The sequence below is a fragment of the Corynebacterium sp. HMSC062E11 genome (assembly GCF_001811845.1).
GTDB lineage: Bacteria > Actinomycetota > Actinomycetes > Mycobacteriales > Mycobacteriaceae > Corynebacterium > Corynebacterium hesseae.
In genome coordinates, this window is record NZ_KV806827.1 from 19,798 (window position 1) to 42,532 (window position 22,735).

The following is a 22,735-nucleotide window of genomic DNA, read 5'->3' on the forward strand; positions in this document are numbered from 1 at the left end:
AGATTCGGAGGTACTCCCCTACCGCGAGCTAATAGCCGGCATGGCTCCGCACGACAGCTACCCTGAGTTACATGATTACCGGCGCGCTCAAAAACAACGTCGACCGCATCTGGGACACCTTCTGGTCCGGCGGCATTTCTAACCCCGTTTCCGTCATTGAGCAGTTCACCTACCTGCTCTTTATCAAGGATTTGGACGAGCGTCAGGTCCAGATTGATAAGCGCCGGGCGTTAGGAGATCCCACCGCGACGGAAGACATCTTTGATGCCAGCCAACAGGATCTGCGGTGGCGCAATCTCATCGAGGACCGTGATATCGCCCGCCGCAAGGCCACCATCATCACCAAGGTCTTCCCCTTCCTCAAGGAGATGGGCGGCACAGGCTTCCAGGGACACATGGCTAACGCCTCCTTCGAGATTGAATCTGAGGCCACGCTCTCGCGAGTCATGGAGCTCATTGACCAGTTGCGCTTTCCGAACAAAGACATGAAGGGCGACTTGTATGAGTACATGCTGGACAAGCTGTCCACCTCGGGCACGAATGGTCAGTTCCGTACACCCAGCCACATCATTGAGCTCCTCGTCGCACTCATGGAGCCGACGCCAACGCAGCGGATCATCGACCCGGCTTGTGGCACCGCGGGCTTCCTGGTGGCCGCCAACGATTGGGTTGCTCAGCATCACCGCGAAGACCTCTACAACAAGGACACGCGCTCTAAGTTCATCAAGAAGGGCCTGACGGGTTTTGACTTTGACAAAACCATGGTCCGCATTGCTGCGATGAACATGTTTATGCACGGTTTTGAAGAGCCCAACATCTCGCACCACGATTCCTTGCAGAAGCTACCCACAACGTTTGATGAGGCCTTCGACCTCGTGTTGGCCAACCCGCCTTTCGCGGGCAGCCTGGATAAGGACTCCATCGATCCCAAACTCAAGTCCGTGACCGCGGCCAAGAAGACGGAGATCCTCTTTGTTCACCGCTTCCTGCAGTTGCTCAAGCCGGGCGGCCGTGCCGCAGTGATTGTCCCTGAAGGTGTCCTCTTCGGCTCCACCAAGGCGCACAAGGCTCTTCGCAAAACCTTGGTTGAGGATCAGCGCTTGGATGCTGTCATCAAGCTTCCTTCCGGCGTATTCAAGCCCTACTCGGGTGTGTCCACCGCAGTCCTATGCTTCACCCGGACGGATTCCGGCGGCACCGACGAGGTGTGGTTCTATGACGTCACGGCGGATGGCTACTCCCTGGATGACAAGCGCACCCCGCTTCTCGAGCGCCCCTTGCTCGGCCCCTCCCCTACCTCCCACATCCAGGACTTAAGCGATCCCGCGTTTGCCGACGCCCCCACTCCCGTCACCCTCACCGACGAACAGCTGAAGCTCAACAACCTTCCGGACGTGGTTGCCCGCTGGCACTCCCGCACCACCGACGAGCGCGAGCGCGCCCGCACGGACTACTCCTTCACCGTGCCCAAGGAGGAGATTGCCCAAGCCGACTATGACCTCTCCATGAACCGCTACAAGGAAATCGTCCTCGAAGCACAAGAAACCCGAGACCCCATGGACATCATCGCCGAAATCGAAGAACTCGACCGCGACATCACCCAAGGCCTTGCCAACCTCAAGGCCATGCTCAGCGAGGGGAAATAACATGGCTAGCACTGCAAAGCATGATTGGCCGATGGTGCGGTTGGGGGATGTGCTCCGGGCTGCTGGAGTCCCGGAAAAGATTGCATCCCCAGAGACGGAGTCCTTTGTAACAGTCAAAATGCATGGCGAGGGTGCCGTGCTGCGAAATATTGGAGCAGGTAAGACACCGGCTGTTTTCACTGGCTATCGAGTGAAAGAAGGACAGTTCATTTACTCGCGTATCGACGCCCGTAACGGTGCCTTCGCGCTTATTCCTAAATCTCTTGATGGAGCAGTCGTTTCTAAAGATTTCCCGATTTTCGAAATCGATGAGTCGAGGTGCATGCCAAAGTATCTTCACTACTTTGCTACTAGTGGCATTTTGGCTGCAAAAGCGAAGGCGCTTAGTTTTGGCGCAACTAACCGACAGCGAGTCAAGGAAGAAGCGTTCCTACGATTTGAGATTCCCCTCCCTCCCCTCGACGAGCAGCGCCGCATCGCGGCGATTTTGGACACTGTTCGTCATTCACTTGATGCGGAACAGTATCAGATTCAACTGCTATTGCGTTTGCCTACTTACCTGCTTAGTGAATTCTCCAAGCTCTCGGACAACCGTCGATTGGATGAAATAGCTGTGGTCGGAACAGGTGCTACCCCGAGCAGGAAAAATGCGGCGTTCTACCAAGGCGATATTCCATGGGTGAAGACGACCGAAGTGAAAGGAACCATAATTCTCGGAACAGAAGAGAAAATCAGTGTAGACGCCTTGGAAAGCTCGACTTGCAAACTTAATCGAGCAGGGTCGAGCGTAGTGGCGATGTACGGGCAGGGTGCGACCCGAGGTCGGGTTGGCTATTTGGGGATAGAGGCAGCTACCAATCAAGCGTGCGCGGTAGTCGCACCGAGGGATCCTAATGATGATTATTTTGTCTATCAGTGTCTCTTGAATAGTTACGAAGAACTCAGAGGCTTGGGCCGAGGTGGGACTCAGCCTAATTTGAACCTCTCATTGGTGAGGGGCTTTGAAATCCCTTATCCGCCGGCAGAGTTACGTGCAAAAATCAGTAAAAATTTGCGTTCGATAGAGAATGTCATACGGAACTTACGAAAGCGCCGGGATTTGTTCAATGAATTGTTTGAATCCCTATCCACCCGCGCTTTCCAAGGAGAACTCTAATGGCAATTTTGAAGTGGCATGGATACATGGTTCCGGTGCTTCACGTATTGGCGTCAAATGGAGAGGTTTTAAGCGCAGCGTGCTCATCGAGGAGGCTGCGGTGCGCGTTGGCATCACGGATGAGGAACGCCTTGAGACCATTGCATCGGGGCAGCCGCTCTATGAAAACCGTATTGGATGGGCGTTGACATTCCTCAAGAAGGCGAACGCCATTACTTCACCGGCGCGGGCGCGCTTTCAAATTACAGACTTTGGCCGTGACCTTTTAGCGCGCGATCCATCCGGCTTAACGGAAAAGCAGCTGTTGGGAGAGATTGCGGGCACGGAAGCGGCGCTAACGTGGCGGGGCCGGAATCCTGGGTGTAAGGCTGGGGACGAGGTAAGCGCTGATAAGCAAAGCGTACTTCCAGAGGCTGAGAGCGAGCTCGATCCGGTAGAGCAGGCGGAAACTGGTGTATCTCGCAACAACGAATTCGTGGCTGGTGAGCTGCTGACTCGGTTGCACGAGAATGAGCCGGCGTTCTTTGAACAGGCAGTGCTGGACTTGCTCATGGCTATGGGATATGGCGGAACGCAGGGCAAGGCCACGCGTACGCAGTTATCCAATGATGGTGGAATCGACGGGATTATTGACCAGGATACGCTGGGCTTGTCGCGGATTTACGTGCAGGCTAAGCGGTATGCGTTGGATAAGAGCATCGGCCGACCGGCTATTCAGGGATTCGTGGGTGCGCTGCAGGGTGCGCAGGCGGATCGAGGGGTGTTCCTGACTACAGCGACGTTTTCGGATAAGGCGCAGGAGTATGCGGATGCGGTGTCGTCACGCGTCGTTTTAATCGACGGGGACAGGTTGGCGAAACTGATGATTCGTTACGGCGTGGGCGTGCAGGTCAAGAGGACCGTGGCCCTGGTCGAGGTGGACGAGGATTACTTCGAGTAGATAGAGGCGGATTCTTGCGATTGCGGGAGCGAGTACAGCCTTTCGCTGCGTTTAAAAAAGGACAGGCGCCCAGCTCAACGAAATGGAGCTGGGCGCCTGTCATTAGTCGGGTCAGGGAAACTATTTCCGCCCTTTTGTCTTAAAAGAGTTAATGGCGATGACCTAAGAAGCCAATCTCTAGAAAGGGAGCTTGAACCCTAGTTGCGGCAGGAAGGCCACAACACCAATACCTGCGGCGGCAAGAATTGCCAAGACGATGGCGATGATTCCGCCAGTGGAGGAACCGCTGTCATTGGTCTTATTGGGCTTCGGCGCTGGAGTGGTTGTGGTCGGCTTTGCGGGCGCGGTGGACGTAGGCGCAGAGGTGGACTTGGTCGTGGTCGGCTTGGGCTTGGTTGTAGTTGGCTTTGCCGTGGTCGGCTTCGCGGGTGCAGTAGGAGTAGCTGCCGGGGTGGTCTTAGCCGGACGGGTTGTGGTTGGTTTCGTCGAAGAAGGAGGCACAACGGAAGTGGTCGGTGCCGTGGTTGTGCTAGTGGACGGAACTGGTTCAGAGGTCGGCGGCGTAGTAGAGGCCTCAGCGTCGGATTGTTCCTTCGCGAGGTAGGCGTTTTCGCAAGCACCAGCAAGGGTGACAGTGGAGCTGAAGGGCAAGGTAAAGCCCATGACCTCGAGGCCTGCTACGGCTTCGAATTCATCCTCGAGAGGTTGCAGACGAAGCTCCCCTGGCTTCATGAGGTTGGTCAGCTTTTGAGAAGTAGTGGGGAAACCAGCCTGTAGACCTGTGGAGTACGAGGGCACCTGTGCCCGAAGATCCATGGCAGAATCCTCGACTTCACCGTTCTGTGAGTTCACTACGGGGAGATCGCCGTAGGGATACTCAGCGAGTTCGCTGGGAGTCCAATTGCGTGCCACTTCCCAATTGAAGGGATATCCGTTGGCCGCCCACTCCTTGTATTCGGCCTCAGTGTCAGAATTGGTGAATACGAGGTAGGAAGCGTCCAAGCGGTCGTAGCCCTGAGCCACAAGCTCAGCCTCAGTGGGGAGCGCAAAGCGGCTGATAGACCAGAAACTTAGCATGTTGTGGGTCTGAGGGGCGGAGTCTAGGCGGGCAAAGCTGTCCGCATACTGCGGGAAGTCCTGGCGCATGCGGTTCTGCAGTTTGGTTTGTTCCTCGAGTTTCGCAGCGAAGTACTTCTTAGAGATTTCCTTTTCCGCGGAGTCGAGGGAGACCACACAAATCTCTTTGCCGTTGCGAGTGTCCAGCTGAGCTTCGAGAGCAGTAGCGGAAGGGACAGAAACCAAGGAGAGCGAAACGGCGATGGAGACTCCAAGTCCGAGCCGAGAGTATGTCATGGGAGAGTTCAACTTTCAGAGAAGAGAAATAGTGACCTTGTAGTTATAGCTCAAGATTGTGTCTGAAGTCTTGGTTATTAGTAATCAAAATTATTTTTATGGATCTGCTTGTTTGTTGGCCTGCTGCCTTGAAGAAACGATGCATGCCGCAGCATGAAATTGAGCAGGTTTTAGAGCAGCAGTCGGGACCTACTGCGCTAGTGGGGCCCGACGGGCAGGCGGTAGATCTGCCCGAGGAGGCATTGAGCGTGTTGTTAGACGCAGTTCACGCGATGCAGCAAGGAAAGGCCGCGACTGTTGCGCCCGTAGACCAGTTGCTTACAACGCAGCAAGCGGCAGATTTTCTGGGCATTAGTAGGCCGACTCTGGTGAAGAAGCTTGAGGATGGATCGATAGCATTTGAGCGCACTACCGGAGGAAGACATAGGAGAGTGCGGCTCGTTGACCTATTGCGGTATCGAGATGGGTTGCGGAGTGAACGCCGCAAAGCACTGCGAGAGCTGGCGTCCGAGGCCCAGCGTGCTGGTGCCTATGACGTAGATACTCTAGATAACACTGACGGCGCTCTTGACATTACGCAGATCTTTAAGAACGTCCGCAAGGAAGCGGCGCAGAAGGCTCGGCGTGGATAGTCTGTCAGCGCATCTGGATGGGGTCATGCAACGAGCTGTCCGCTTAAGCCATCACAAGCGGTCGTCACGGTCCAGTAGCGAAATAATGTCGGTTCCAGGACGCAGATTGTCTGTGTGCCTTGGCTGCGGGGCTGTGGCGGCTGGCTGTGAATAAGGCTCTGGAGCGTGGCTCAAAATTCCGGCAGCCACTAACTGCTTCACGGGGCTATCTGGGGATGAGATGGGGACAATTCGAACGATGGCTTGATCGCGGTCAGTGATGACCACGTTGTGACCCGTAGCGGCCACTGCACGCACTATGTGGTCAGAACGCTGGGTGAGTTCGCGCAAAGAAATACTGGTCATCGTTTTAGCTGCCTTGTCTGAACATCCGGTGGACGGGTGTTTTGTCCTTCTCTATTGGTGTCCTTGTTTTGATTGGTGGACCTTGGAACAGCCAACTGTAGAACTGCAGGACAACGGTGATTTTAGTGGCGTATTTAGGCAAGGACAAGGGGCGAATGCAGTGATTAACCAGGGAGGACGGCGATAGGTCAGGGAAGAGAGAGGCTGAAGAGATTGACCCGGGAACGGAGTAATTCTGGTAGCTAGGTATAGGGCGGTGACTTAGAATTACTGGAATCAAGCTGTATTCGATACGACACCACGTCCCTGGTGATGTGAAAACTTGTCCCTGGAGAACTCTATGGTGACCACTACTCCCCCGACTGCTGGGCGCAACGGTGTGCCAGGTGGGCCTGCACGCAGCAACTTCAGCTTTGTACGTTACGTCTGGCCCACGGCGTATGAGGAATGCCTGAAGGTAGAGCGGTTCGTCGATGCGGACCCGGTGATTTCCTGCTTCTATGCGCGCAAGGTGCTGGAGCGAGTGGTCAGCCACATCTGGGTGCTCCGAAATTTGGGTGACACTCAGTACCGCAGCTTGGCGGAGATGACCCGAGACCGCGCCTTCACTGACTGCGTGGATAACCAGACCATGTTGCGCAAGATGACTCTCTTGCGCAAGAGCGGCAACGACGCCGCACACGCCGACGACATGGAAGGCAAGCAAGCGCCGACCTCCCCGCAGAGGGCGCGGAAGGCGGCGGCGCACCTCTATGACCTCATGGCCTGGGCGGTGCGGTACCACTCGGCCAACCCTCAGGCCGCACCGGGTCCGCAGGCGGCTTTTGATACTAACCTGCTGGGCCAAGCCACAGCTGACTCTTCAGGCATTCACGTTGCTGGGCGCTCCCAAGCGCAGACCGCCGCGTACCTCAAGAAGCTAGCGCAGCAGGATGAGGAGCTAAAGAAGAACCGGCTGCTGCTCGATGAGGCCAAGGAAGCCGCGCGTGAAGCGGAGGAGAAGCGCCTTCGTGAGGCCGCCCAGTTCGAGCTTAAGCGGCGGAGCACGGAGATTAAGGCGAAGGCGGAGATCGCCGATGCCCAGGAGCAAGCCGAAGCGGAGCGCGAAGCTGCACGGCAGGTGAAAGACGAACTTGCTGCCAAGATTGAGGCCCTCCAGGAGCAGTTGGCTGAGCAACAAGCAGCCGCTGCAGAGCGCGCCGGGGTGGCAGCACCGTCGGCTGCGCCTTTGGCGATCAGCGAGGCCGAGACCCGCCGACAGCTCATTGACCCGATGCTCGAAGCAGCAGGGTTTAGTGATGATTCAATCACTCGAGAGCTCGAGCTGCGCGGCATGCCCAATCCCTCCGGCGTTGGCTACGCAGATTATGTCTTGTGGGATGATGACCGCACACCGCTGGCCGTCATCGAAGCGAAGAAATCGATGGAGTCTATGAGCGTGGGCGCCCAACAGGTGAAGCTGTACGCGGACTGCATCGAGCGCGAATACGGCACACGGCCGGTCATGTTGTGTACCAACGGCTATCACATTGACCTGATCGATGATGCCGCTAACCTTCCTGGCTCCGGTGTGGGCTATCCCGCCCGAGAGGTCGAAGGTTTCCCCACCGCGCAGCAATTGCGACGCATGATCGGGCGGCGCACCATGCGTGCCCTATTGAGTGAGACGGCGGTCGATACGGAGATTGCTGGCGGCGGCGCCCGCACGTATCAGCTCGAGGCCATCCGTGCGGTGACGGAGACGTTGGAGAGGCGGAGGCGTCGCCAAGCATTGCTGGTCATGGCGACGGGAACTGGTAAGACGCGTGTGGCCGTGGCCACCGCCAAGCTGTTGCGTCAGGCCGGCTGGGTGGGCAAGGTGCTGTTCCTGGCGGACCGCACCGCCTTGGTCAATCAGGCACACAAGGCCTTTGTGAGCATGTACGCGGAGTCCACGCCCGTGAACCTCATCAAAAATCCTGAGCAGGTGGGTGACGTGTACGTCACTACCTACAACACCATGATGAACCTGATTGGGGATGACGGAGACAAGCCAGCAAAATTCGGACCCTTCGACTTCGACCTCATCATCGTGGATGAGGCCCACCGCTCCGTGTACAACCGCTTCAAGCGCATCTTGGAGTACTTCGATGCCTACGTGGTGGGGCTGACGGCGACGCCGAAGAGCGAAATCGACCATGACACATATGCGCTCTTTGAGATGGAAGATAAAACCCCGTCCTTCGAGTACGGCCTCGATGAAGCCGTGGCAGATGGAAACCTCGTTCCCTTCAAGACGGCTCGTCAGGACTCACTCTTCCTGCGTCGTGGTATGTCCTATGACGAGCTCTCCCCCGAGGAACAGCTGGCGTGGGACACGTCCGATTGGGGTACCGACGAGGACGGTGGGCGCCTAGATCCGCCCGGGCAGATTTCCTCGGCGGAGATCAACCGCTACCTGTTCAACAAGGACACCATACGCAAGGTGTTGAAAACCGTGGTGGAGAACGGGATTCGCGTGGGCGGCGACCAATTGGGAAAGACCATCATCTTCGCCCGGACCCAACGCCACGCGGAGCTTATTAAGGAAGTCTTTGACGCGACGTTCCCGGAGTATTCGCGCACTGGTGCTTCCGTGATCACCACGCACACAAAGTATGCGCAGTCGGCCTTAGACGAGTTTGCAAATCCGGACGGGGACGTCAACATCGCGATTTCCGTGGACATGCTGGACACTGGCGTCGACGTACCCGAGGTGGTTAACCTCGTCTTCTTCAAACCCATCTACTCCCCCACCAAGTTCTGGCAGATGGTGGGCCGAGGGACGCGATTGCGCCCGGACCTCTTCGGACCAGGGATGGATAAGACCCACTTCCTCATCTTTGACTTCTGCGGCAACGTGGATGAGTTCTACAAGGGTGAAGCCCGTGATTCGGCCACGGGCCGCCCACGATCGCTGTCGGAAAAGCTTTTTGATGCCCGCGTGGGATTGCTCGCGCAGCTGGACAAGCACTCCGATGCCCCAGACCTGCGCGCCGAGCTTGCCGACTCCCTCCACGCCTCAACGGCGTCTGTGCCGCTAGGCCACATCATGGTCCGGCCCGGCGACAAAGAAACCCTGATGCGCTACCGCGAGCGCTCCGCCTGGGACGACGTGAATGAGGAAAAGGCTGAGCAGCTGCGCCGCCATCTCGCACACCTGCCGCTGAACACAATGAAAGAGCCAGAGACAGCTAAGCGCTTTGATTTGGTGATTCTGAAGCTCCAAGTGGGGTTGCTCGACCACAGCCCCGAGTTTGCGGCACTGCGCCAACGCGTGGAGGGTATGGCGAATGATCTCATGGCCGTGAGCTCCACAATCCCCATGGTGGCCGAGCGGCGGTCCTTCCTCGAGCGCGCGCTGGATCCGGAGTGGTGGAAGAACGTTACGGTCGAGGACCTCGAGACCATCCGCATCGGCATGCGTTCGCTCATCCAGTTCGTGCCCAAGGGAAAGCGCAACGCCGTGACCCTCGACATCCAGGATGAGATGGGTGAACTCACGATCGATGATGAGATGCCTGTGCGGCTGCCCGGAACAGGCTCTTACCCCTCTCAGGCCGAACAACAGCTGCGTGATGTGCTGCAGGAACACGGCAACGACCTTGCGATGATCAAGTTGCGCAGTGCACGGGCGCTTAACGCAGAGGATGTTGCCGCGTTGGAAGCCATGGTGGCTCAGGCTGGCGGGGGAAGTGCTGGCTTCGAAGAAAGCATTGACAAGCTGCGGGAACGCATGGGTGGAGACAGTATTCCTGCCTTCATCCGCCGCTTGGTAGGTCTTGATGAGGCGGCAGTCCGGGAACAATTTGCAGACCTTCTCAGCAACACTTCGTTCAGCGCCGCCCAAATTCGTTTCGTCAAGATACTGGTGGACGTGCTGGTTCACAACGGTGGCGTGGCCTACGAGGAAATTTTCCAGCCGCCCTTTGATGAAGAGGGCTCTGTCGTCGATATCTTCCACAACAAGACCGACGTCATCGTGGATTTGCGCAAGCGCCTTGAACGGATTGAAGCAACGGCACAGGCCAACTAAGCGCCGCCGCGCTGCGGGAAAGGACGCGGTCTAGCTGGGTCTAACTGGGGTGATGTCCGTGCGGTGACTACACTGTCAAAGCATGACTAACCCGAGCGATAACACCACCCACCGCTACACGCCGGAGCTCGCCGCGCAGATTGAAAAGGCCTGGCAGCAGTACTGGAAGGACAACGGCACGTTCAACGCGCCGAACCCAGTCGGTCCGCTCGCGGAGGAGGGCAAGGAGCTTCCCGCGGAGAAGCTGAACATCCAGGACATGTTCCCCTACCCTTCGGGCGCAGGCCTGCATGTGGGCCACCCGCTGGGCTATATCGCTACGGATACCTATGCGCGTTATCAACGCATGCTGGGCAAGAACGTCCTGCACACGTTGGGCTATGACGCCTTCGGCCTGCCGGCGGAGCAGTACGCCATCCAGACGGGTACGCACCCGCGCACCACGACGGAGGCGAATATCAAGAATATGCGCCGCCAGCTGGGCATTCTGGGCTTGGGCCACGATCCGCGCCGCTCCGTGGAGTCCACCGACCCTTCCTTCTTCAAGTGGACGCAGTGGATCTTCCTGCAGATTTATAACTCCTGGTTTGATGAGGAGCAGCAGAAGGCGCGCCCGATCTCTGAGCTCATCAAGGAGCTTGAGGTGGGCAAGCGCACCACCAAGGACGGCCGCTACTACGCGGATCTCAGCAAGGAAGAGCAGCGCCACGCGCTCGACGAATTCCGTCTAGTGTACCTATCCAACTCCACCGTGAACTGGTGCCCGGGCCTGGGCACGGTGCTGGCTAATGAGGAGGTCACCGCGGAGGGCAAGTCCGAGCGCGGTAACTTCCCGGTCTTCCGCAAGAACCTGCGCCAGTGGATGATGCGCATTACCGCCTACTCCGATCGCCTGCTCGATGACCTGGAGCTTCTGGATTGGCCGGAGAAGGTCAAGTCCATGCAGCGCAACTGGATTGGCCGCTCCCGCGGCGCGGAGGTCACCTTCCACGCTGAGGGCTACAACATCGACGTCTTCACCACCCGCCCGGATACCCTCTTCGGCGCGGAGTATGTGGTGCTGGCCCCGGAGCACGAGCTTGTCGACGCCCTCCTCTCCCCCATCCCCTACGAGGATGACGTCGACGAGCGCTGGACCTTTGGCCACGATGATCCGAAGGAGGCCGTGGAGGCCTACCGCGCTTCCATCGCCGCGAAGTCCGACCTGGAGCGCCAGGAGAACAAGGAAAAGACCGGTGTCTTCCTGGGCACTTATGCCACTAACCCGGTCAACGGCAAGAAGGTCCCGATCTTCATCGCGGACTACGTCCTGACCGGCTACGGCACCGGCGCCATCATGGCGGTCCCGGCGCACGATACCCGTGACTACGAGTTCGCCACCGTCTTTGGCCTGCCCATTACGGAGGTCGTCGCTGGCGGCGACATCACCAAGGAGGCGTATACCGAGTCCGGCAAGGCCGTAAACTCCGCTAACGATTCCCTGGACATCAACGGCATGTCCAAGGATGAGGCCATCGCCGCCGTCATCCCGTGGCTGGAGGAGCAGGGCGTGGGTCGCGAGAAGATCCAGTACAAGCTGCGTGACTGGCTGTTTGCCCGCCAGCGCTACTGGGGCGAGCCCTTCCCCATCGTCTACGATGAGGCCGGCCAGGCCTACCCGCTGCCGGAGTCGATGCTGCCCATCGAGCTGCCTGAGGTGGAAGATTACAAGCCGGTGTCCTTCGACCCGGATGATGCCGAGTCCTCCCCGCAGCCGCCGCTTGCTAAGGCCCGCGAGTGGGTCGAGGTGGAGCTGGACCTGGGTCTTGGGGATGGCCCCAAGACGTACTACCGCGATACCAACGTCATGCCGCAGTGGGCAGGTTCGTCCTGGTACCAGCTGCGCTACATCGATCCGACGAACGATGAGGTGTTCTGCGATCTGGAGAATGAGCGCTACTGGACGGGCCCGCGCCCAGAAGAGCACGGCGCCAACGATCCGGGCGGCGTTGACCTCTACGTCGGTGGCGTTGAGCACGCTGTTCTGCACCTGCTCTACTCCCGCTTCTGGCATAAGGTCCTCTTCGACCTGGGCTACGTGAGCTCCAAGGAGCCCTACCGCCGCCTGTACAACCAGGGATATATCCAGGCCTACGCCTACACCGATTCCCGCGGCGTCTACGTCCCGGCCGCTGAGGTAGTAGAACGCGATGGCGCGTTCTACTACGGGGATGAAGAGGTCAACCAGGAGTACGGCAAGATGGGCAAGTCCCTGAAGAACGCCGTGGCCCCGGATGACATCTGCAACGAGTACGGTGCCGATACCCTGCGCGTGTACGAGATGTCCATGGGCCCGCTGGACACTTCGCGCCCGTGGGCGACCAAGGACGTGGTGGGTGCGCAGCGCTTCCTGCAGCGCCTGTGGCGCTTGGCTATTGACGAGAACTCTGGCGAGCTGTCCACAACGGACGCCGAGCTTTCCGAGGATGACCTGAAGCAGCTCAACCGCACCATCGCCGGCGTGCGCGATGACTACGAGAACCTGCGCCTGAACACCGTGGTGGCCAAGCTCATCGAGTACGTGAACTACCTGACCAAGGCCTACCCGAAGGGCGCCCCGCGTGCCGCGGTGGAGCCCTTGGCCCAGCTGGTCTCCCCTGTTGCCCCGCACATTGCGGAGGAGCTGTGGAAGCGCTTCGGTCACGAGGAGACGATTACTTACGAGTCCTTCCCGGAGTTCGATGAGAAGTACCTCGTCGACGATGAGATTGAGGTACCTGTGCAGATCAACGGCAAGGTCAAGGCACGCGTGATGGTGCCTGCCGACGCTGACCAAGCCACCGTCGTGGGCGTGGCAAAGAGCGATGAGCGCATCGCCGAGCTGACCGCTGGCAAGAACGTGGTCAAGGAGATCTACGTCCCGGGCCGCATGGTCAACCTGGTGGTGAAGTAAAACCAACGCGGCCCCGATCTCGGGGCTGGGGCTGGGCCAGAGCTAATCCAGCTCTTGGTTCAGCTCCTCGCGCACCTTGGTGATGATCGCGCCAAGGAAGCCCTCGCAGCCATCGGTAATCATGGGAAACGTGGAGTCATCCTCAAGGACGCCCAGCGTGAAGAGCAGGTCGCGGGTGATGGCGTGCGTGTAGTCGTATTCCGGGTTGAACTCCCACTCGCCGCGGAATAAATGGACTAGTTCAAAGGAGAGCTGAGGGATGCCCTCCGGTTCGGCGTAGGCATAGGGGATGTTGTTCAGGACGACTTGCGTTGCCCAGAGCGGATCGCTCATGGCCTTGCGGCCATACTTGGTGAGCTTGATGTGCGTCGTCGTGGTCTTGATCCAATCCAAGTCCGTCAAGAAACCCCGCAAGTTCAGCAACGGCTGGTGGTAGTCCTCGCGCTTGACCTCATCAAAATCATTGGGGCTATTCAGTCCCTCCTTGAGGCGCGCGACGGCCGCCTGCTTGAGGTAGCCGGCCCCGGTCAGGCGTGGATATTCCTCGATGACCTCGAGGTATTCGCGTATATGCTGGCCTACGTGGAGGGCGGTGGCGTCGTCAAGCGCCGGCAGCTCATAGTCGGGGCGCAGCTCCGGGTAGGCCTCGTGGATGTCCGCGCGCCATTGTTTCAGCAGCTCCGGGGAGGGCACGGGGATGTCTTCGAAGGGTGTGGAGCGGAAGGGATCGAGCGGGAGATCCCCAGGAAGCGCGGGCTTGGTGCCGCCCTCGAGGTTGGCGGCCTCCGTGCCCATGGTGGCCAGGCGCTGCGCCACTGCTGGCGGGAAGAACGTGGTGAGGCGTTGGTGGATTTGGTCCAGTGTGTAGTTGGGGAAGAGCGCGAAGATGCGCTCCATACTATCCGTGGGCACGGCCATGTAGGCCATGGTGGCCTGGACGTCGAGGACCACCTTGAACATCGCCTCGGCGCTGCCCAGCTCACTCATCAGATCGGGACCCTCACCAGCGATAAGCGCGGGAAGGCCCATGACGACGCGCGAGCTATCGGCCACGCTGATGCTGATATTCCAGGCGCCGTCCGAGGGGTGGTAGTGCGCCACCTCCCGGAAAGTCTCGAAAAAGTCCTGATCGATGATGCTGAGGACGTCGATTGGCGTGCCTTCCTCACCCACGAGGATTCCCGGATGAGAGGGCTCGAGGCCGAGTGCGGCGTGAACGATGATCATCATCTCGCCCACGGTGAGTTCCGCGGGGGCGGCGACGAAGCGGGACGTGGTGAAGAAGGGATTCTCCACGTCGATGCGGACGTTCCTAGCGAGGTTCATAGTGACCGACAGTATTAGAAAACCGTGCTAGCTGCGCGCCAACGCTTCGCCCACACGCTTGCCCGAGTGGATGCATCCGCCGAGGAAGGTGCCCTCCAGCGCATTCTTGCCGTGCATGCCGCCGCCACCGAAACCGGAGGCCTCACCGCAGGCATAGAGGCCGGGGAGTACCGTGCCGTCGGGATTGAGGCACTGGCCATCGAGGTTGGTCTCCAGGCCACCGAGCGTCTTGCGGGTCAGGAACTTCAGGCGCACCGCGATGAGCGGGCCCTTGGATTCATCGAGGATGCGGTGCGGGGGAGCCACGCGGATGAGTTTGTCGCCGAGGAAGCCGCGGGCCACGCGCAGGTAGTTGACTTGGGCGTCCTTGCTGAAGGGGTTGTGCAGCTGAGAATCGCGGTCTTCCAGGACTTTTCGAAGTTGGGTCACATCAATGGTGGGGGAGCCCTCCGGAGAGATTTCGTTCATTCCAACGACGAGATCCTCCAGGTTGTCTTCCACGACCCAGTCGATACCGTTGTCCATGAAGGCCTTGACGGCTACGTGCGTGCCCGGGCCCAGCTTGCCGGCGAGCTTCTTGAATTCCTTATCCGTCAGATCCGGGTTCTGCTCCGAGCCGGAGAAGATGAACTCCTTGTCCACGATGGCCTTGTTGAGCACGAACCAGGAATAGCCGTGGCCGGTCTGGCCAATGTGGGCGAGTGCGGCCAGGTTATCGGTGCCGGGGAAGAGGGTGGTGGGCAGGCGGTTGCCTTCGGCGTCGAGCCACAGCGCCGAGGGCCCAGGGATGATGCGGATGCCGTGGCCGGGCCAAATGGAGTTCCAGTTGGTCATGCCCTCGGTGTAGGCCCACATGCGGTCGGTGTTGACCACGGAGGCGCCGGCCTGTTGGGCGATGTCGATGCCGCGGCCGTCGACATGCGCGGGAACACCCGTGACCAGTTCCTTCGGGCATTCGCCCCAACGCTCAGTGGGCCACATCTTGCGTACCTTCTCCAGGTTGCCGCCGATGCCGCCGGTGGCGATGACCACGGCGGAGCCGCGCAGCTCGAAGTGCTTGACGACGTCCCTCGGGCTCGCCTCACCACGCGCCTGGCTGGTGGGGGAGAGGACGCTGCCGCGCACGCCGACGACGCGGGGACTACCAGTGTCGTCGTTGTCGACGACGAGCTCGTCCACCCTGTGGCGGAAGTGGAATTCTACTTGGCCCTTTTCTTCTGCTTTAAGGAGCGGTTCGCGGAAGACGCGCACGACCTCTGGGCCCGTGCCCCAGGTGAGGTGGAAGCGCGGCACGGAGTTGCCGTGGCCGGAGGCATCCCCGGAACCGCGCTCGGCCCAGCCGATGGTGGGGAGGACGTTGAGGCCCAATGACTTGAGGTAGCCGCGCTTTTCATTGGCGGCGAAGCGCACGTATTCGCGGCCCCATTTCTCGCCCCAGTAGTCGTGCCGGTCCTCCTCGGTCACGGGGTCATAGTCGGCAGAGTTGGCCCAGTCCCGCCAGGCCAACTCTTCGGAGTCCTTGACCCGCATCATGGATTGTTCGGGGGAGTTGACATAGAACAGCCCGCCGAGTGACCAGAAGGCCTGGCCGCCGAGGTTGTTGCGGTTTTCCTGCTCCAGGAAGATGACGTGCTTGCCGCCCTTGAGGGCCTCGTATCCGGCGACCATGCCGGCGAGGCCGCTGCCGACGATGATGACGGAGCCAGTGGTCGAGGTAGTTTCTTTCATGACAGTAATGATAAAAGAAACTCGCCCGAGTCGTGTGACTTGGCTCGCAATTCAGTGGTGCAACTTAGCCGTCGGCCCCGCATGATTTAAGTCTTCATCGCTTAGCTTCCTCCCGGACCCCATCGTTTCGGGCAGGGGATAGGCGTTGAGGGGTAGTGGTGGTTTTGGGGCTCTGGCCATGGGGTTTAGGCAGGGATAAAGATCTAGAAATAAAAATTCAAAACGGTACCTATAGGTCGGCAGGTAGGCGAAGATTCTCGCTAATACTCGTCGTACGCGGCCCGTATAAACAATTCCTGCGGTCTTTTGTGTGCGCGATATTTGCTCAAGAAGAAAGTTCTCTCATGACCACAACAACCCCGCACAAGACTCGCTCAACGCGCGATACCTTCAATACGCGCTTTGTCTTCCTCATGGCTGCTATCGGCTCCGCCGTCGGCCTGGGTAACATCTGGCGCTTCCCGTATGTTGCCTATGACAACGGCGGCGGTGCCTTCCTCATCCCGTACATGGTTGCCCTGCTCACCGCCGGTATTCCCATCCTGTGGTTCGACCTGGCTATTGGTCACCGCTTCCGTGGTTCCGCGCCGCTGGCTTTCCGTCGCATCAGCAGCCGCTGGGAGGGAATCGGCTGGTTCAAGGTCGGCGTGAACTTCTTCATCGCCATCTACTACGCCGCCATCATTGCCTGGGCGGCGCTCTACACCATCAAGTCTGTGACCCAGGCGTGGGGCGATGATCCTGCGGAGTACTTCATGGGTGACTTCCTCCAAGCAGAGCCGGAGGCGACCTACTCAGGGCACATCGTCCCGTCCATCCTTGGCGTCATGGTCCTCGTGTGGATCGTCTGCATTGCCACGTTGGCCACGAGCATCAATGAGGGCATCGGCAAGCTGACCTCCATCTTCCTGCCTGTCCTGGCCGTCATGTTCATCATCCTGGTCATCCGTGCCTTCTTCCTCGACGGCGCCGCCGAGGGCCTCAACGCCTTCTTCACCCCGGATTGGTCCGTGCTGAGCAACCCGTCGGTGTGGATCGCCGCCTACGGTCAGATCTTCTTCTCCCTGTCCATTGGCTTCGGCATCATGATTACCTACGCCTCCTACCTCAAGCCGCGCACCAACCTCACCAACACCGGCCTGGTTACGGCCTTTGCTAACTCTTCCTTCGAGGTGCTGGCCGGCATCGGCGTCTTCGCCACCCTGGGCTACATGGCCGCCCAGCAGGGCGTGGCGGTGGATGAGGTGGCATCCTCCGGCATCGGCCTGGCCTTCATCGCTTTCCCGACGATCATCAACCTCATGCCGCTCGGCGGACTGTTCGGGGTCCTCTTCTTCGGCTCTCTCTTCCTGGCCGGCGTGACCTCGCTGATTTCCATCATGGAGGTCGTCGTCTCCGCCGTGGCAGATAAGTTCAACATCTCTCGCCGCGTTTCCGCCATCACCGTAGGCGGCACCATGGCTGTGGTGTCGTGTGTTCTTTTCTCCACGTCCTCGGGCCTGGTCACGCTGGACATTATGGATAAGTTCACCAACAACCTGGGCATCGTCTTCGGCTCCATCTGCGCTCTGGTGGTCGTCGGCTGGGTCACCGGCCGCCGTCGCGAGATCCAGCAGCACCTCAATGCTGTATCGCAGTTCAAGGTCGGTGGCTTCTGGCAGTTCCTGACCTTCATCGCCACCCCGCTGCTGCTGGTCTACTTCCTGGTCAACGAAATCCTCACCATCGCCCGCGAGGGCTATGAAGGCTACTCCTCCACCCAGATTGGCCTCTTTGGCTGGGCGGTGTTGGGCATCATCTTGCTCGCCAGTTTCCTCATGCCGCTGGTGGCCTTCCGCGGGAACAAGTACCTGGATGGCATGGAGACCTCGGACTACGGCGTCCCCGTAGGTGGGCGCCCAGCCGGCACCCCGAACCCGCTTGCCACGGGTACTACAGCCGCACCGAACACTGACGACAAGTAACGAGTATTAGGAAAGGTCAACGACAATGACTACAAGCGCAATCCTGCTCTTCATCCTCTTCGTCGTCGTCATCTGGGGCGGGCTGGTGCTCTCCTCCATCTGGCTGGCCCGCAGCGACGATGACACCACGGGCGAGCTGGGCAATGCCCTCGGCACTGACGACGAATCCCTGTCCCACCGCGTGCACTAAACAGCGGGACGCGGTGCGCTCTGTGCCCGCTTAAATCTCAACCACCGTGCGCCCGTGGCGCGAGCCGGCGCGCAGCTCGGTGGCTGCGGTGGCGACGTCGGAAAGCGGCACCGTTTCCGTGATCGAGTTCAGCATGTTGAGGTCGAGGTGTTCGTCGAGAAGCTGCCAGGCCGCCTCGCGCACCTCGCGGGGCGCGTCGACCGAATTGCCGCCGGCCAGCACGATGCCGCGCAAAATGAACGGCAGCACCGAGGCAGGAAGGTCCGGGCCAGCCGCCATGCCGGTGGCCGCAACCACGCCACCCCAGCGCACCTGCGCCAACACGTTGGCCAGGACGGTGGAGCCGGCGGTGTCAATGGCGCCGTCGTACAGCGCCTTCTGTAGCGGGCGGCCGGTCTCAGATAACGCTGCGCGGTCCAGAACGTGATCCGCGCCGAGTGCGGTGAGGTAGTCCGACTGGGAATCTACACGGCCGGTCACGGCGGTGACCTCGTAGCCAGCGGACTTGAGCAGCTGGACCGCGACGGAGCCCACGCCTCCGGTGGCGCCGGTCACCAAGACATGGCCCTGCGTGGTGCCGTGCGTGCGCAGCTGGTTCACGCAGATAGCGGCGGTGTATCCGGCCGTGCCAATCGCGGCGGCATCGCGCGCGCTGAAGCGCTGGGGCACAGGGATGGTGGTCTCTGCATTGACGCGCTGGCGCGTGGTGTAGCCGCCGTGGCGGAATTCGCCCAAGCCATCGCCGCAGGCGACCACAAGTTGGCCAGGGCTCAAGCGAGAATCGGAGGTCTCCGCCACGGTGCCCACCACATCGATACCGGGAACGAGGGGATCGATGCGCATGACGCCCTTATTGCCCTCCAGGGCCATAGCGTCCTTGTAATTGAGGGAAGAAAATTGCACATCTACAACCGTGTCACCTTCCCCGAGCAGGGGCTGCTCCTGGAAGGAATGGGTTACTCCGGACTCCGTGCGAGTGACAATGAGTGTGCTCATGGGCACTATCGTACAGAGGATGTGAAGCAGCGTTTTCTGGCCAATGCTTCAGCCAGCGTCCAGAGAACATCGTTAGGGTGAAGCGCATGACTGGGATAGAAGCTCAACACCCGCGCAATAGGCTGCGGCCCGCGCCGGATCCGTATCGGCACCTGCTTCGTGATTCCTTCCTGGTCGCGGCCCTGTCCTTGGTGGTCGTGATGCTGGCGACCGTGGGCAAGCCATTCATGGACATCCCCGGCGTGGTTGATGGATCCGCGCATGCGGTGCGCCAAGTGAACACTCAGCTCTTTGGCGGTTTTGAGAATTCTTCCGTGTGGTACGGCGCGTGGACTGATCTCGTGGGAAACATCGCTCTCTTCATGCCGCTGGGCGCGGCGCTCTACGTAGCGGGACGCAACCTGTCGGGTATTAAATGGGGCCTGGGCGGGGCGATGCTCATCGGCCTGATGGTCAGCCTGTGCATAGAAAGCGCCCAGTATATCTTTGCCCTGGGCTTTAGCGATGTCGATGACCTTCTATACAACACCGTGGGTTCTGTTCTCGGCGCCGTACTCATGGCGCGCTTGGGGCGCGAAGGGCAGACAAAGATTCTGCGGCGCCTGGGATTCCTCCTTGCGCTGGCAGCGGTGGTGCTCCTCGCTTTGGTGGTGCTGTAGTACTTAGCTGGGCGTACGCACGAGCTTGGCGACGTCCCCCGCCACCCGCCGCGCATAGGGTGAGACACCAGTAATCGTGGCCGAGCCCGGGCCCGTCCACGAGCCATAGCCCACGGGGAAGAAACCTTCCACCGTGGGCTTTCCTTCTGCCAGCAGCCCGGGGAAGGGGCGCAAGGCCGGCCGGAAGCCGGTGGCCCAGATGAGATCGCTAAAGCCCTCGCGGTTGAGCTCCTCGAGTGAGGAGAACATGCCGGTGGCGTTCAGAATCCCACTATCGCGGGCTTTGAGCACTGGCGGGACCATGACGATATCCCCCAGTTCTGTTTCGGGGCCCGGGTCCGGCTCGCCCCGCAGCTTGGCCAGCATTCGCTGACGGTTGCGGCTAAAGAGCACGCGCCCGTCTACATCATCCGGCATCCAGCGCGGAGGGTGCGCGGTAAACCACGTGGTGTCCACGCCGGCGAGGGAGAGCTCGGCGGCGATCTGCGCGCCGGAATTACCAGCACCGACAACGGCTACAGGATTGTTGTGGCCGCGCTCTAAGAAAGGACCACACCCCGGGTAGCTCGCCGTGTGCCATTGGCGCCCCTGAAAATCACCGGGGTAGAAGGGGATAAAGGGCGCGGACCATGTGCCCGTTGCGGCCACGACGGTGCGGGCACGGAACTCACCGTGGGTGGTGAGGAGGCGGAAGCGGGAGGCGTCGTCAAGCACGCGCTCCACCGCCACCCCGTGCCGGACCGGCAGGTCATAGCGCTGCTCATAGCGGGTGAGGTAGTCCACCACGTGGGAAGCCGGCGGGAAGCCCGGGTAGGCGGGCATGGGCCAGCCGGGCAGGGTGGAGGACTGGGCGTCGCTGAAGAGTGTGAGTGAATCCCACACGTGCTGCCAGGCCCCGCCGGGGGAAGAGTTGGCGTCGAGGATGAGGAAATCGAGTTTCTGGCGGCGCAGGTAGTAGCCGGTGGCCAGGCCGGATTGGCCGCCACCCACCACGATGCAATCGTAGGTATGCATCTATTGGATGAGCTTTCGTTCGCGGGCGGCGGAGACGGCTGCGGTGCGGGTTTCCACGCCGAGCTTCTGATAGACGTGGATGAGGTGGGTTTTGACCGTGGCCTCGGAGATGAAGAGCCGCTGGGCAATTTGCTTGTTGGAGGCCCCCGTGGCCAGCGCTTGCAGGATCTCCAGCTCGCGGGGAGACAGCGCGGTTTCCGGCTGCGCCAAGCGCTCCGCCAGGAGGTTCGTGACTTCAGGCGCCAAGGTCCGCTTGCCCGCGGCGGTGTCGAGCACCGCGGCGTGCAGGGTGTCCTCGGGGGCGTCCTTGAGCAGGTAGCCCAGCGCGCCCGCCTCCACGGCGGCCAGGATATCCGCCTGCGTGTCATAGGTGGTCAGGATGAGCACCGGGGGCCCATCGAGCTCGCGCACGCGCCGGGTGGCGGCGATGCCGTCGACATCCGGCATTTGGATATCGCAGACGACGACATCGATATGGGGAGCATCAGCATCCGCCAGCTTTTCGACGGCCGAGCCATCGGAGCCTTCCAACACCACCTCGATATCGGGGAAGGCGTTTAGAATCGCGCGCAGCCCGGCGCGGACCACGGGGTGATCATCGATGAGCATCACGTTGACCATTGCTGCTGCCTCCTGTTGGGATTCGCACCGCGAGCGCGGTGCCGGCGGGTGAAGATTCTACTTGGACGCTGCCACCGACGCTGCGAACACGCTGCTCCAGGCCGGTGAGCCCGAAGCCGCGTGGGCCCTCGATGCCGCGGCCGTTATCGACGACATCCAGGGTGATCTCATCTGTGAAGGAGCCGAGGGTGACCACGGCTTGGTCGGCGTCGGCGTGTTTCATGACATTGGTCAGCCCTTCGCGCGCGGCGCGCAGAATGACATGGGAAAACTCGGCGGGGACGTCGGCGCTGCCGGTGAGCTTGAGCCCGAAGCGGGTGCGCAGCCCGAGCCCTTTGGCCTGGGCTTGGAGCTCATCCACGAGTGCGCGCAGTTCCTTATCGATGGAGGAGGCGGGGGCCGCGAGCTCCTTGACGAAGCGCCGGGCCTCGGCCAGGTTGTCCTGGGCCACCTTCTCAATGAGTGCGAGCTGTTCGGTGACGTCCTGCTGCGTGGACGTGTTCTTGGCGGCGCGGCTGAGCAGGACGATGGAGGAAAGACCCTGCGCCACGGTGTCGTGGATTTCGCGGGAGAGTCGCTCCCGCTCCTCGAGGCGCCCGGCTTGGTGCTCGCTGGCGGCGAGCTCTTCTTGGGTCTCACGCAGCTGCTTGGCGACGGCCTCGTGGTGCGCCGCCTCCGCCTGAACCCGGCGGGCGGCGTGGTAGACGGCCACGGCGAAGCAGGTGCCGATGAACGGGCCGATGGCCGCGGCGGCGGTCCAGAATTGCGGGTGGATCCATGCGGGGACGAAGGCGGCCACGGCCCACAGGACCACGCTGGCGAGAATGCCCGGCCAGAAGGGCAGTGCATGGATGAAGACGAAGACCAGCGGGAACTCGAGCCACATGAAGTCTTGGGCGTGCACCATGAGGCCGATCCACAACAAGCACAAAGCGGCGAGCCACAGCGTGGTGGGGACGGGGCGGGTAATGGTGCGGGAACCGAAGATGACGAAACACGTGTAGACCACTGCGAGTGCGATGGAGAGGCCGAGGACGCGGGCGTCGAGGCGCTCATCGGCCCAGGCGCGGAGCACTCCGAACACGAGGAGGAAGCCGAACATGGCATGCAGTCCCACGGTCCACAGTTTGTTGCTCATCATCACGAGGCACCAGCCTATCGCCTAGGTAGGGGAGCGCG

The 22,735-nt window shown here is 60.5% G+C and carries 17 protein-coding genes; 9 read left to right on the forward strand and 8 right to left on the reverse strand.

The genetic code is table 11. The features are described 5' to 3' along the window. The first annotated feature begins 71 nt into the window (after positions 1-71). From HMPREF2822_RS09745 to HMPREF2822_RS09755, 3 genes are read left to right on the forward strand one after another with little or no spacing between them, the layout of a single operon-like run. Positions 72-1,646, forward strand: coding sequence for a type I restriction-modification system subunit M (locus HMPREF2822_RS09745; RefSeq protein WP_070524160.1), 1,575 nt, complete (start codon positions 72-74; stop codon positions 1,644-1,646). A 1-nt stretch (position 1,647) separates the two neighbouring features. Further along, a complete protein-coding gene (locus tag HMPREF2822_RS09750) occupies positions 1,648-2,802 on the forward strand; it encodes a restriction endonuclease subunit S (protein ID WP_070524163.1) in 1,155 nt (384 codons plus the stop codon). Positions 2,803-2,815: 13 nt separating this feature from the next. After that, entirely contained in the window at positions 2,816-3,742 is a 927-nt protein-coding gene (locus HMPREF2822_RS09755) for a restriction endonuclease (RefSeq protein ID WP_232755670.1), read from the forward strand. Positions 3,743-3,919: 177 nt separating this feature from the next. On the opposite strand, the gene HMPREF2822_RS13225 is transcribed toward HMPREF2822_RS09755, so the two are convergent. Further along, the gene (locus HMPREF2822_RS13225; RefSeq protein ID WP_070524165.1) at positions 3,920-5,095 is read right to left on the reverse strand and encodes a hypothetical protein; all 1,176 of its coding nucleotides are present in this window, start codon (positions 5,093-5,095) and stop codon (positions 3,920-3,922) included. Between the two features lie 143 nt (positions 5,096-5,238). Between HMPREF2822_RS13225 and HMPREF2822_RS09765 the strand changes: the two genes are divergently transcribed. Continuing rightward, the gene (locus HMPREF2822_RS09765; protein WP_070524166.1) at positions 5,239-5,727 is read left to right on the forward strand and encodes an excisionase family DNA-binding protein; all 489 of its coding nucleotides are present in this window, start codon (positions 5,239-5,241) and stop codon (positions 5,725-5,727) included. 51 nt (positions 5,728-5,778) lie between these two features. Here the strand turns inward: HMPREF2822_RS09765 and HMPREF2822_RS13875 are convergent, their stop codons facing one another. After that, positions 5,779-6,072: a type II toxin-antitoxin system Phd/YefM family antitoxin gene (locus HMPREF2822_RS13875; protein WP_070524168.1), complete on the reverse strand. Its 294-nt coding sequence runs from the start codon at positions 6,070-6,072 to the stop codon at positions 5,779-5,781. A gap of 340 nt (positions 6,073-6,412) precedes the next feature. Here HMPREF2822_RS13875 and HMPREF2822_RS09775 point away from each other — a divergent pair, with 340 nt between their 5' ends. Together HMPREF2822_RS09775 and leuS are read left to right on the forward strand one after the other, a co-directional pair. Further along, positions 6,413-10,126 carry a type I restriction endonuclease subunit R gene (locus HMPREF2822_RS09775; protein WP_070524170.1) on the forward strand — a complete coding sequence of 1,238 codons (3,714 nt, stop codon included), beginning with the start codon at positions 6,413-6,415 and terminating at the stop codon, positions 10,124-10,126. Positions 10,127-10,208: 82 nt separating this feature from the next. Beyond that, complete coding sequence (leuS, locus tag HMPREF2822_RS09780) at positions 10,209-13,058, forward strand: leucine--tRNA ligase (RefSeq protein WP_070524172.1); 2,850 nt, start codon at positions 10,209-10,211, stop codon at positions 13,056-13,058. A gap of 42 nt (positions 13,059-13,100) precedes the next feature. On the opposite strand, the gene HMPREF2822_RS09785 is transcribed toward leuS, so the two are convergent. Together HMPREF2822_RS09785 and HMPREF2822_RS09790 are read right to left on the reverse strand one after the other, a co-directional pair. Next, positions 13,101-14,384: a hypothetical protein gene (locus HMPREF2822_RS09785; RefSeq protein WP_070524174.1), complete on the reverse strand. Its 1,284-nt coding sequence runs from the start codon at positions 14,382-14,384 to the stop codon at positions 13,101-13,103. A gap of 27 nt (positions 14,385-14,411) precedes the next feature. Further along, entirely contained in the window at positions 14,412-16,112 is a 1,701-nt protein-coding gene (locus tag HMPREF2822_RS09790; protein WP_070524176.1) for an FAD-binding dehydrogenase, read from the reverse strand. A 344-nt stretch (positions 16,113-16,456) separates the two neighbouring features. Here HMPREF2822_RS09790 and HMPREF2822_RS09795 point away from each other — a divergent pair, with 344 nt between their 5' ends. Together HMPREF2822_RS09795 and metS are read left to right on the forward strand one after the other, a co-directional pair. Then, complete coding sequence (locus HMPREF2822_RS09795) at positions 16,457-18,076, forward strand: sodium-dependent transporter (protein ID WP_070524178.1); 1,620 nt, start codon at positions 16,457-16,459, stop codon at positions 18,074-18,076. A gap of 25 nt (positions 18,077-18,101) precedes the next feature. Continuing rightward, positions 18,102-18,266 carry a methionine/alanine import NSS transporter subunit MetS gene (gene metS / locus HMPREF2822_RS09800; RefSeq protein ID WP_070524180.1) on the forward strand — a complete coding sequence of 55 codons (165 nt, stop codon included), beginning with the start codon at positions 18,102-18,104 and terminating at the stop codon, positions 18,264-18,266. Positions 18,267-18,296: 30 nt separating this feature from the next. On the opposite strand, the gene HMPREF2822_RS09805 is transcribed toward metS, so the two are convergent. After that, positions 18,297-19,262: an MDR family oxidoreductase gene (locus HMPREF2822_RS09805; RefSeq protein WP_070524182.1), complete on the reverse strand. Its 966-nt coding sequence runs from the start codon at positions 19,260-19,262 to the stop codon at positions 18,297-18,299. Between the two features lie 86 nt (positions 19,263-19,348). Between HMPREF2822_RS09805 and HMPREF2822_RS09810 the strand changes: the two genes are divergently transcribed. Further along, on the forward strand, positions 19,349-19,921 hold the full coding sequence (locus HMPREF2822_RS09810; RefSeq protein ID WP_167595613.1) for a VanZ family protein: 573 nt from the start codon (positions 19,349-19,351) through the stop codon (positions 19,919-19,921). A gap of 3 nt (positions 19,922-19,924) precedes the next feature. Here the strand turns inward: HMPREF2822_RS09810 and HMPREF2822_RS09815 are convergent, their stop codons facing one another. From HMPREF2822_RS09815 to HMPREF2822_RS09825, 3 genes are read right to left on the reverse strand one after another with little or no spacing between them, the layout of a single operon-like run. After that, positions 19,925-20,935, reverse strand: a complete 1,011-nt coding sequence (locus HMPREF2822_RS09815) for an NAD(P)-binding domain-containing protein (protein ID WP_070524183.1) — start codon at positions 20,933-20,935, stop codon at positions 19,925-19,927. After that, positions 20,936-21,556 carry a response regulator gene (locus HMPREF2822_RS09820; RefSeq protein WP_070524185.1) on the reverse strand — a complete coding sequence of 207 codons (621 nt, stop codon included), beginning with the start codon at positions 21,554-21,556 and terminating at the stop codon, positions 20,936-20,938. Continuing rightward, entirely contained in the window at positions 21,531-22,697 is a 1,167-nt protein-coding gene (locus HMPREF2822_RS09825; RefSeq protein WP_070524187.1) for a sensor histidine kinase, read from the reverse strand. Before HMPREF2822_RS09825 ends, HMPREF2822_RS09820 begins: the two co-directional genes overlap by 26 nt. Positions 22,698-22,735: the final 38 nt, after the last annotated feature.

What these genes read in the sequence shown, in the direction of transcription:
- HMPREF2822_RS09745 (WP_070524160.1), top strand. Translation starts at nt 72, where the DNA reads ATGATTACCGGCGCGCTCAAAAACAACGTCGACCGCATCTGGGACACC.
- HMPREF2822_RS09750 (WP_070524163.1), top strand. Translation starts at nt 1,648, where the DNA reads ATGGCTAGCACTGCAAAGCATGATTGGCCGATGGTGCGGTTGGGGGAT.
- HMPREF2822_RS13225 (WP_070524165.1), bottom strand. Translation starts at nt 5,095, where the DNA reads ATGACATACTCTCGGCTCGGACTTGGAGTCTCCATCGCCGTTTCGCTC.
- HMPREF2822_RS09765 (WP_070524166.1), top strand. Translation starts at nt 5,239, where the DNA reads ATGCCGCAGCATGAAATTGAGCAGGTTTTAGAGCAGCAGTCGGGACCT.
- HMPREF2822_RS13875 (WP_070524168.1), bottom strand. Translation starts at nt 6,072, where the DNA reads ATGACCAGTATTTCTTTGCGCGAACTCACCCAGCGTTCTGACCACATA.
- HMPREF2822_RS09775 (WP_070524170.1), top strand. Translation starts at nt 6,413, where the DNA reads ATGGTGACCACTACTCCCCCGACTGCTGGGCGCAACGGTGTGCCAGGT.
- leuS (WP_070524172.1), top strand. Translation starts at nt 10,209, where the DNA reads ATGACTAACCCGAGCGATAACACCACCCACCGCTACACGCCGGAGCTC.
- HMPREF2822_RS09785 (WP_070524174.1), bottom strand. Translation starts at nt 14,384, where the DNA reads ATGAACCTCGCTAGGAACGTCCGCATCGACGTGGAGAATCCCTTCTTC.
- HMPREF2822_RS09790 (WP_070524176.1), bottom strand. Translation starts at nt 16,112, where the DNA reads ATGAAAGAAACTACCTCGACCACTGGCTCCGTCATCATCGTCGGCAGC.
- HMPREF2822_RS09795 (WP_070524178.1), top strand. Translation starts at nt 16,457, where the DNA reads ATGACCACAACAACCCCGCACAAGACTCGCTCAACGCGCGATACCTTC.
- metS (WP_070524180.1), top strand. Translation starts at nt 18,102, where the DNA reads ATGACTACAAGCGCAATCCTGCTCTTCATCCTCTTCGTCGTCGTCATC.
- HMPREF2822_RS09805 (WP_070524182.1), bottom strand. Translation starts at nt 19,262, where the DNA reads ATGAGCACACTCATTGTCACTCGCACGGAGTCCGGAGTAACCCATTCC.
- HMPREF2822_RS09810 (WP_167595613.1), top strand. Translation starts at nt 19,349, where the DNA reads ATGACTGGGATAGAAGCTCAACACCCGCGCAATAGGCTGCGGCCCGCG.
- HMPREF2822_RS09815 (WP_070524183.1), bottom strand. Translation starts at nt 20,935, where the DNA reads ATGCATACCTACGATTGCATCGTGGTGGGTGGCGGCCAATCCGGCCTG.
- HMPREF2822_RS09820 (WP_070524185.1), bottom strand. Translation starts at nt 21,556, where the DNA reads ATGGTCAACGTGATGCTCATCGATGATCACCCCGTGGTCCGCGCCGGG.
- HMPREF2822_RS09825 (WP_070524187.1), bottom strand. Translation starts at nt 22,697, where the DNA reads ATGATGAGCAACAAACTGTGGACCGTGGGACTGCATGCCATGTTCGGC.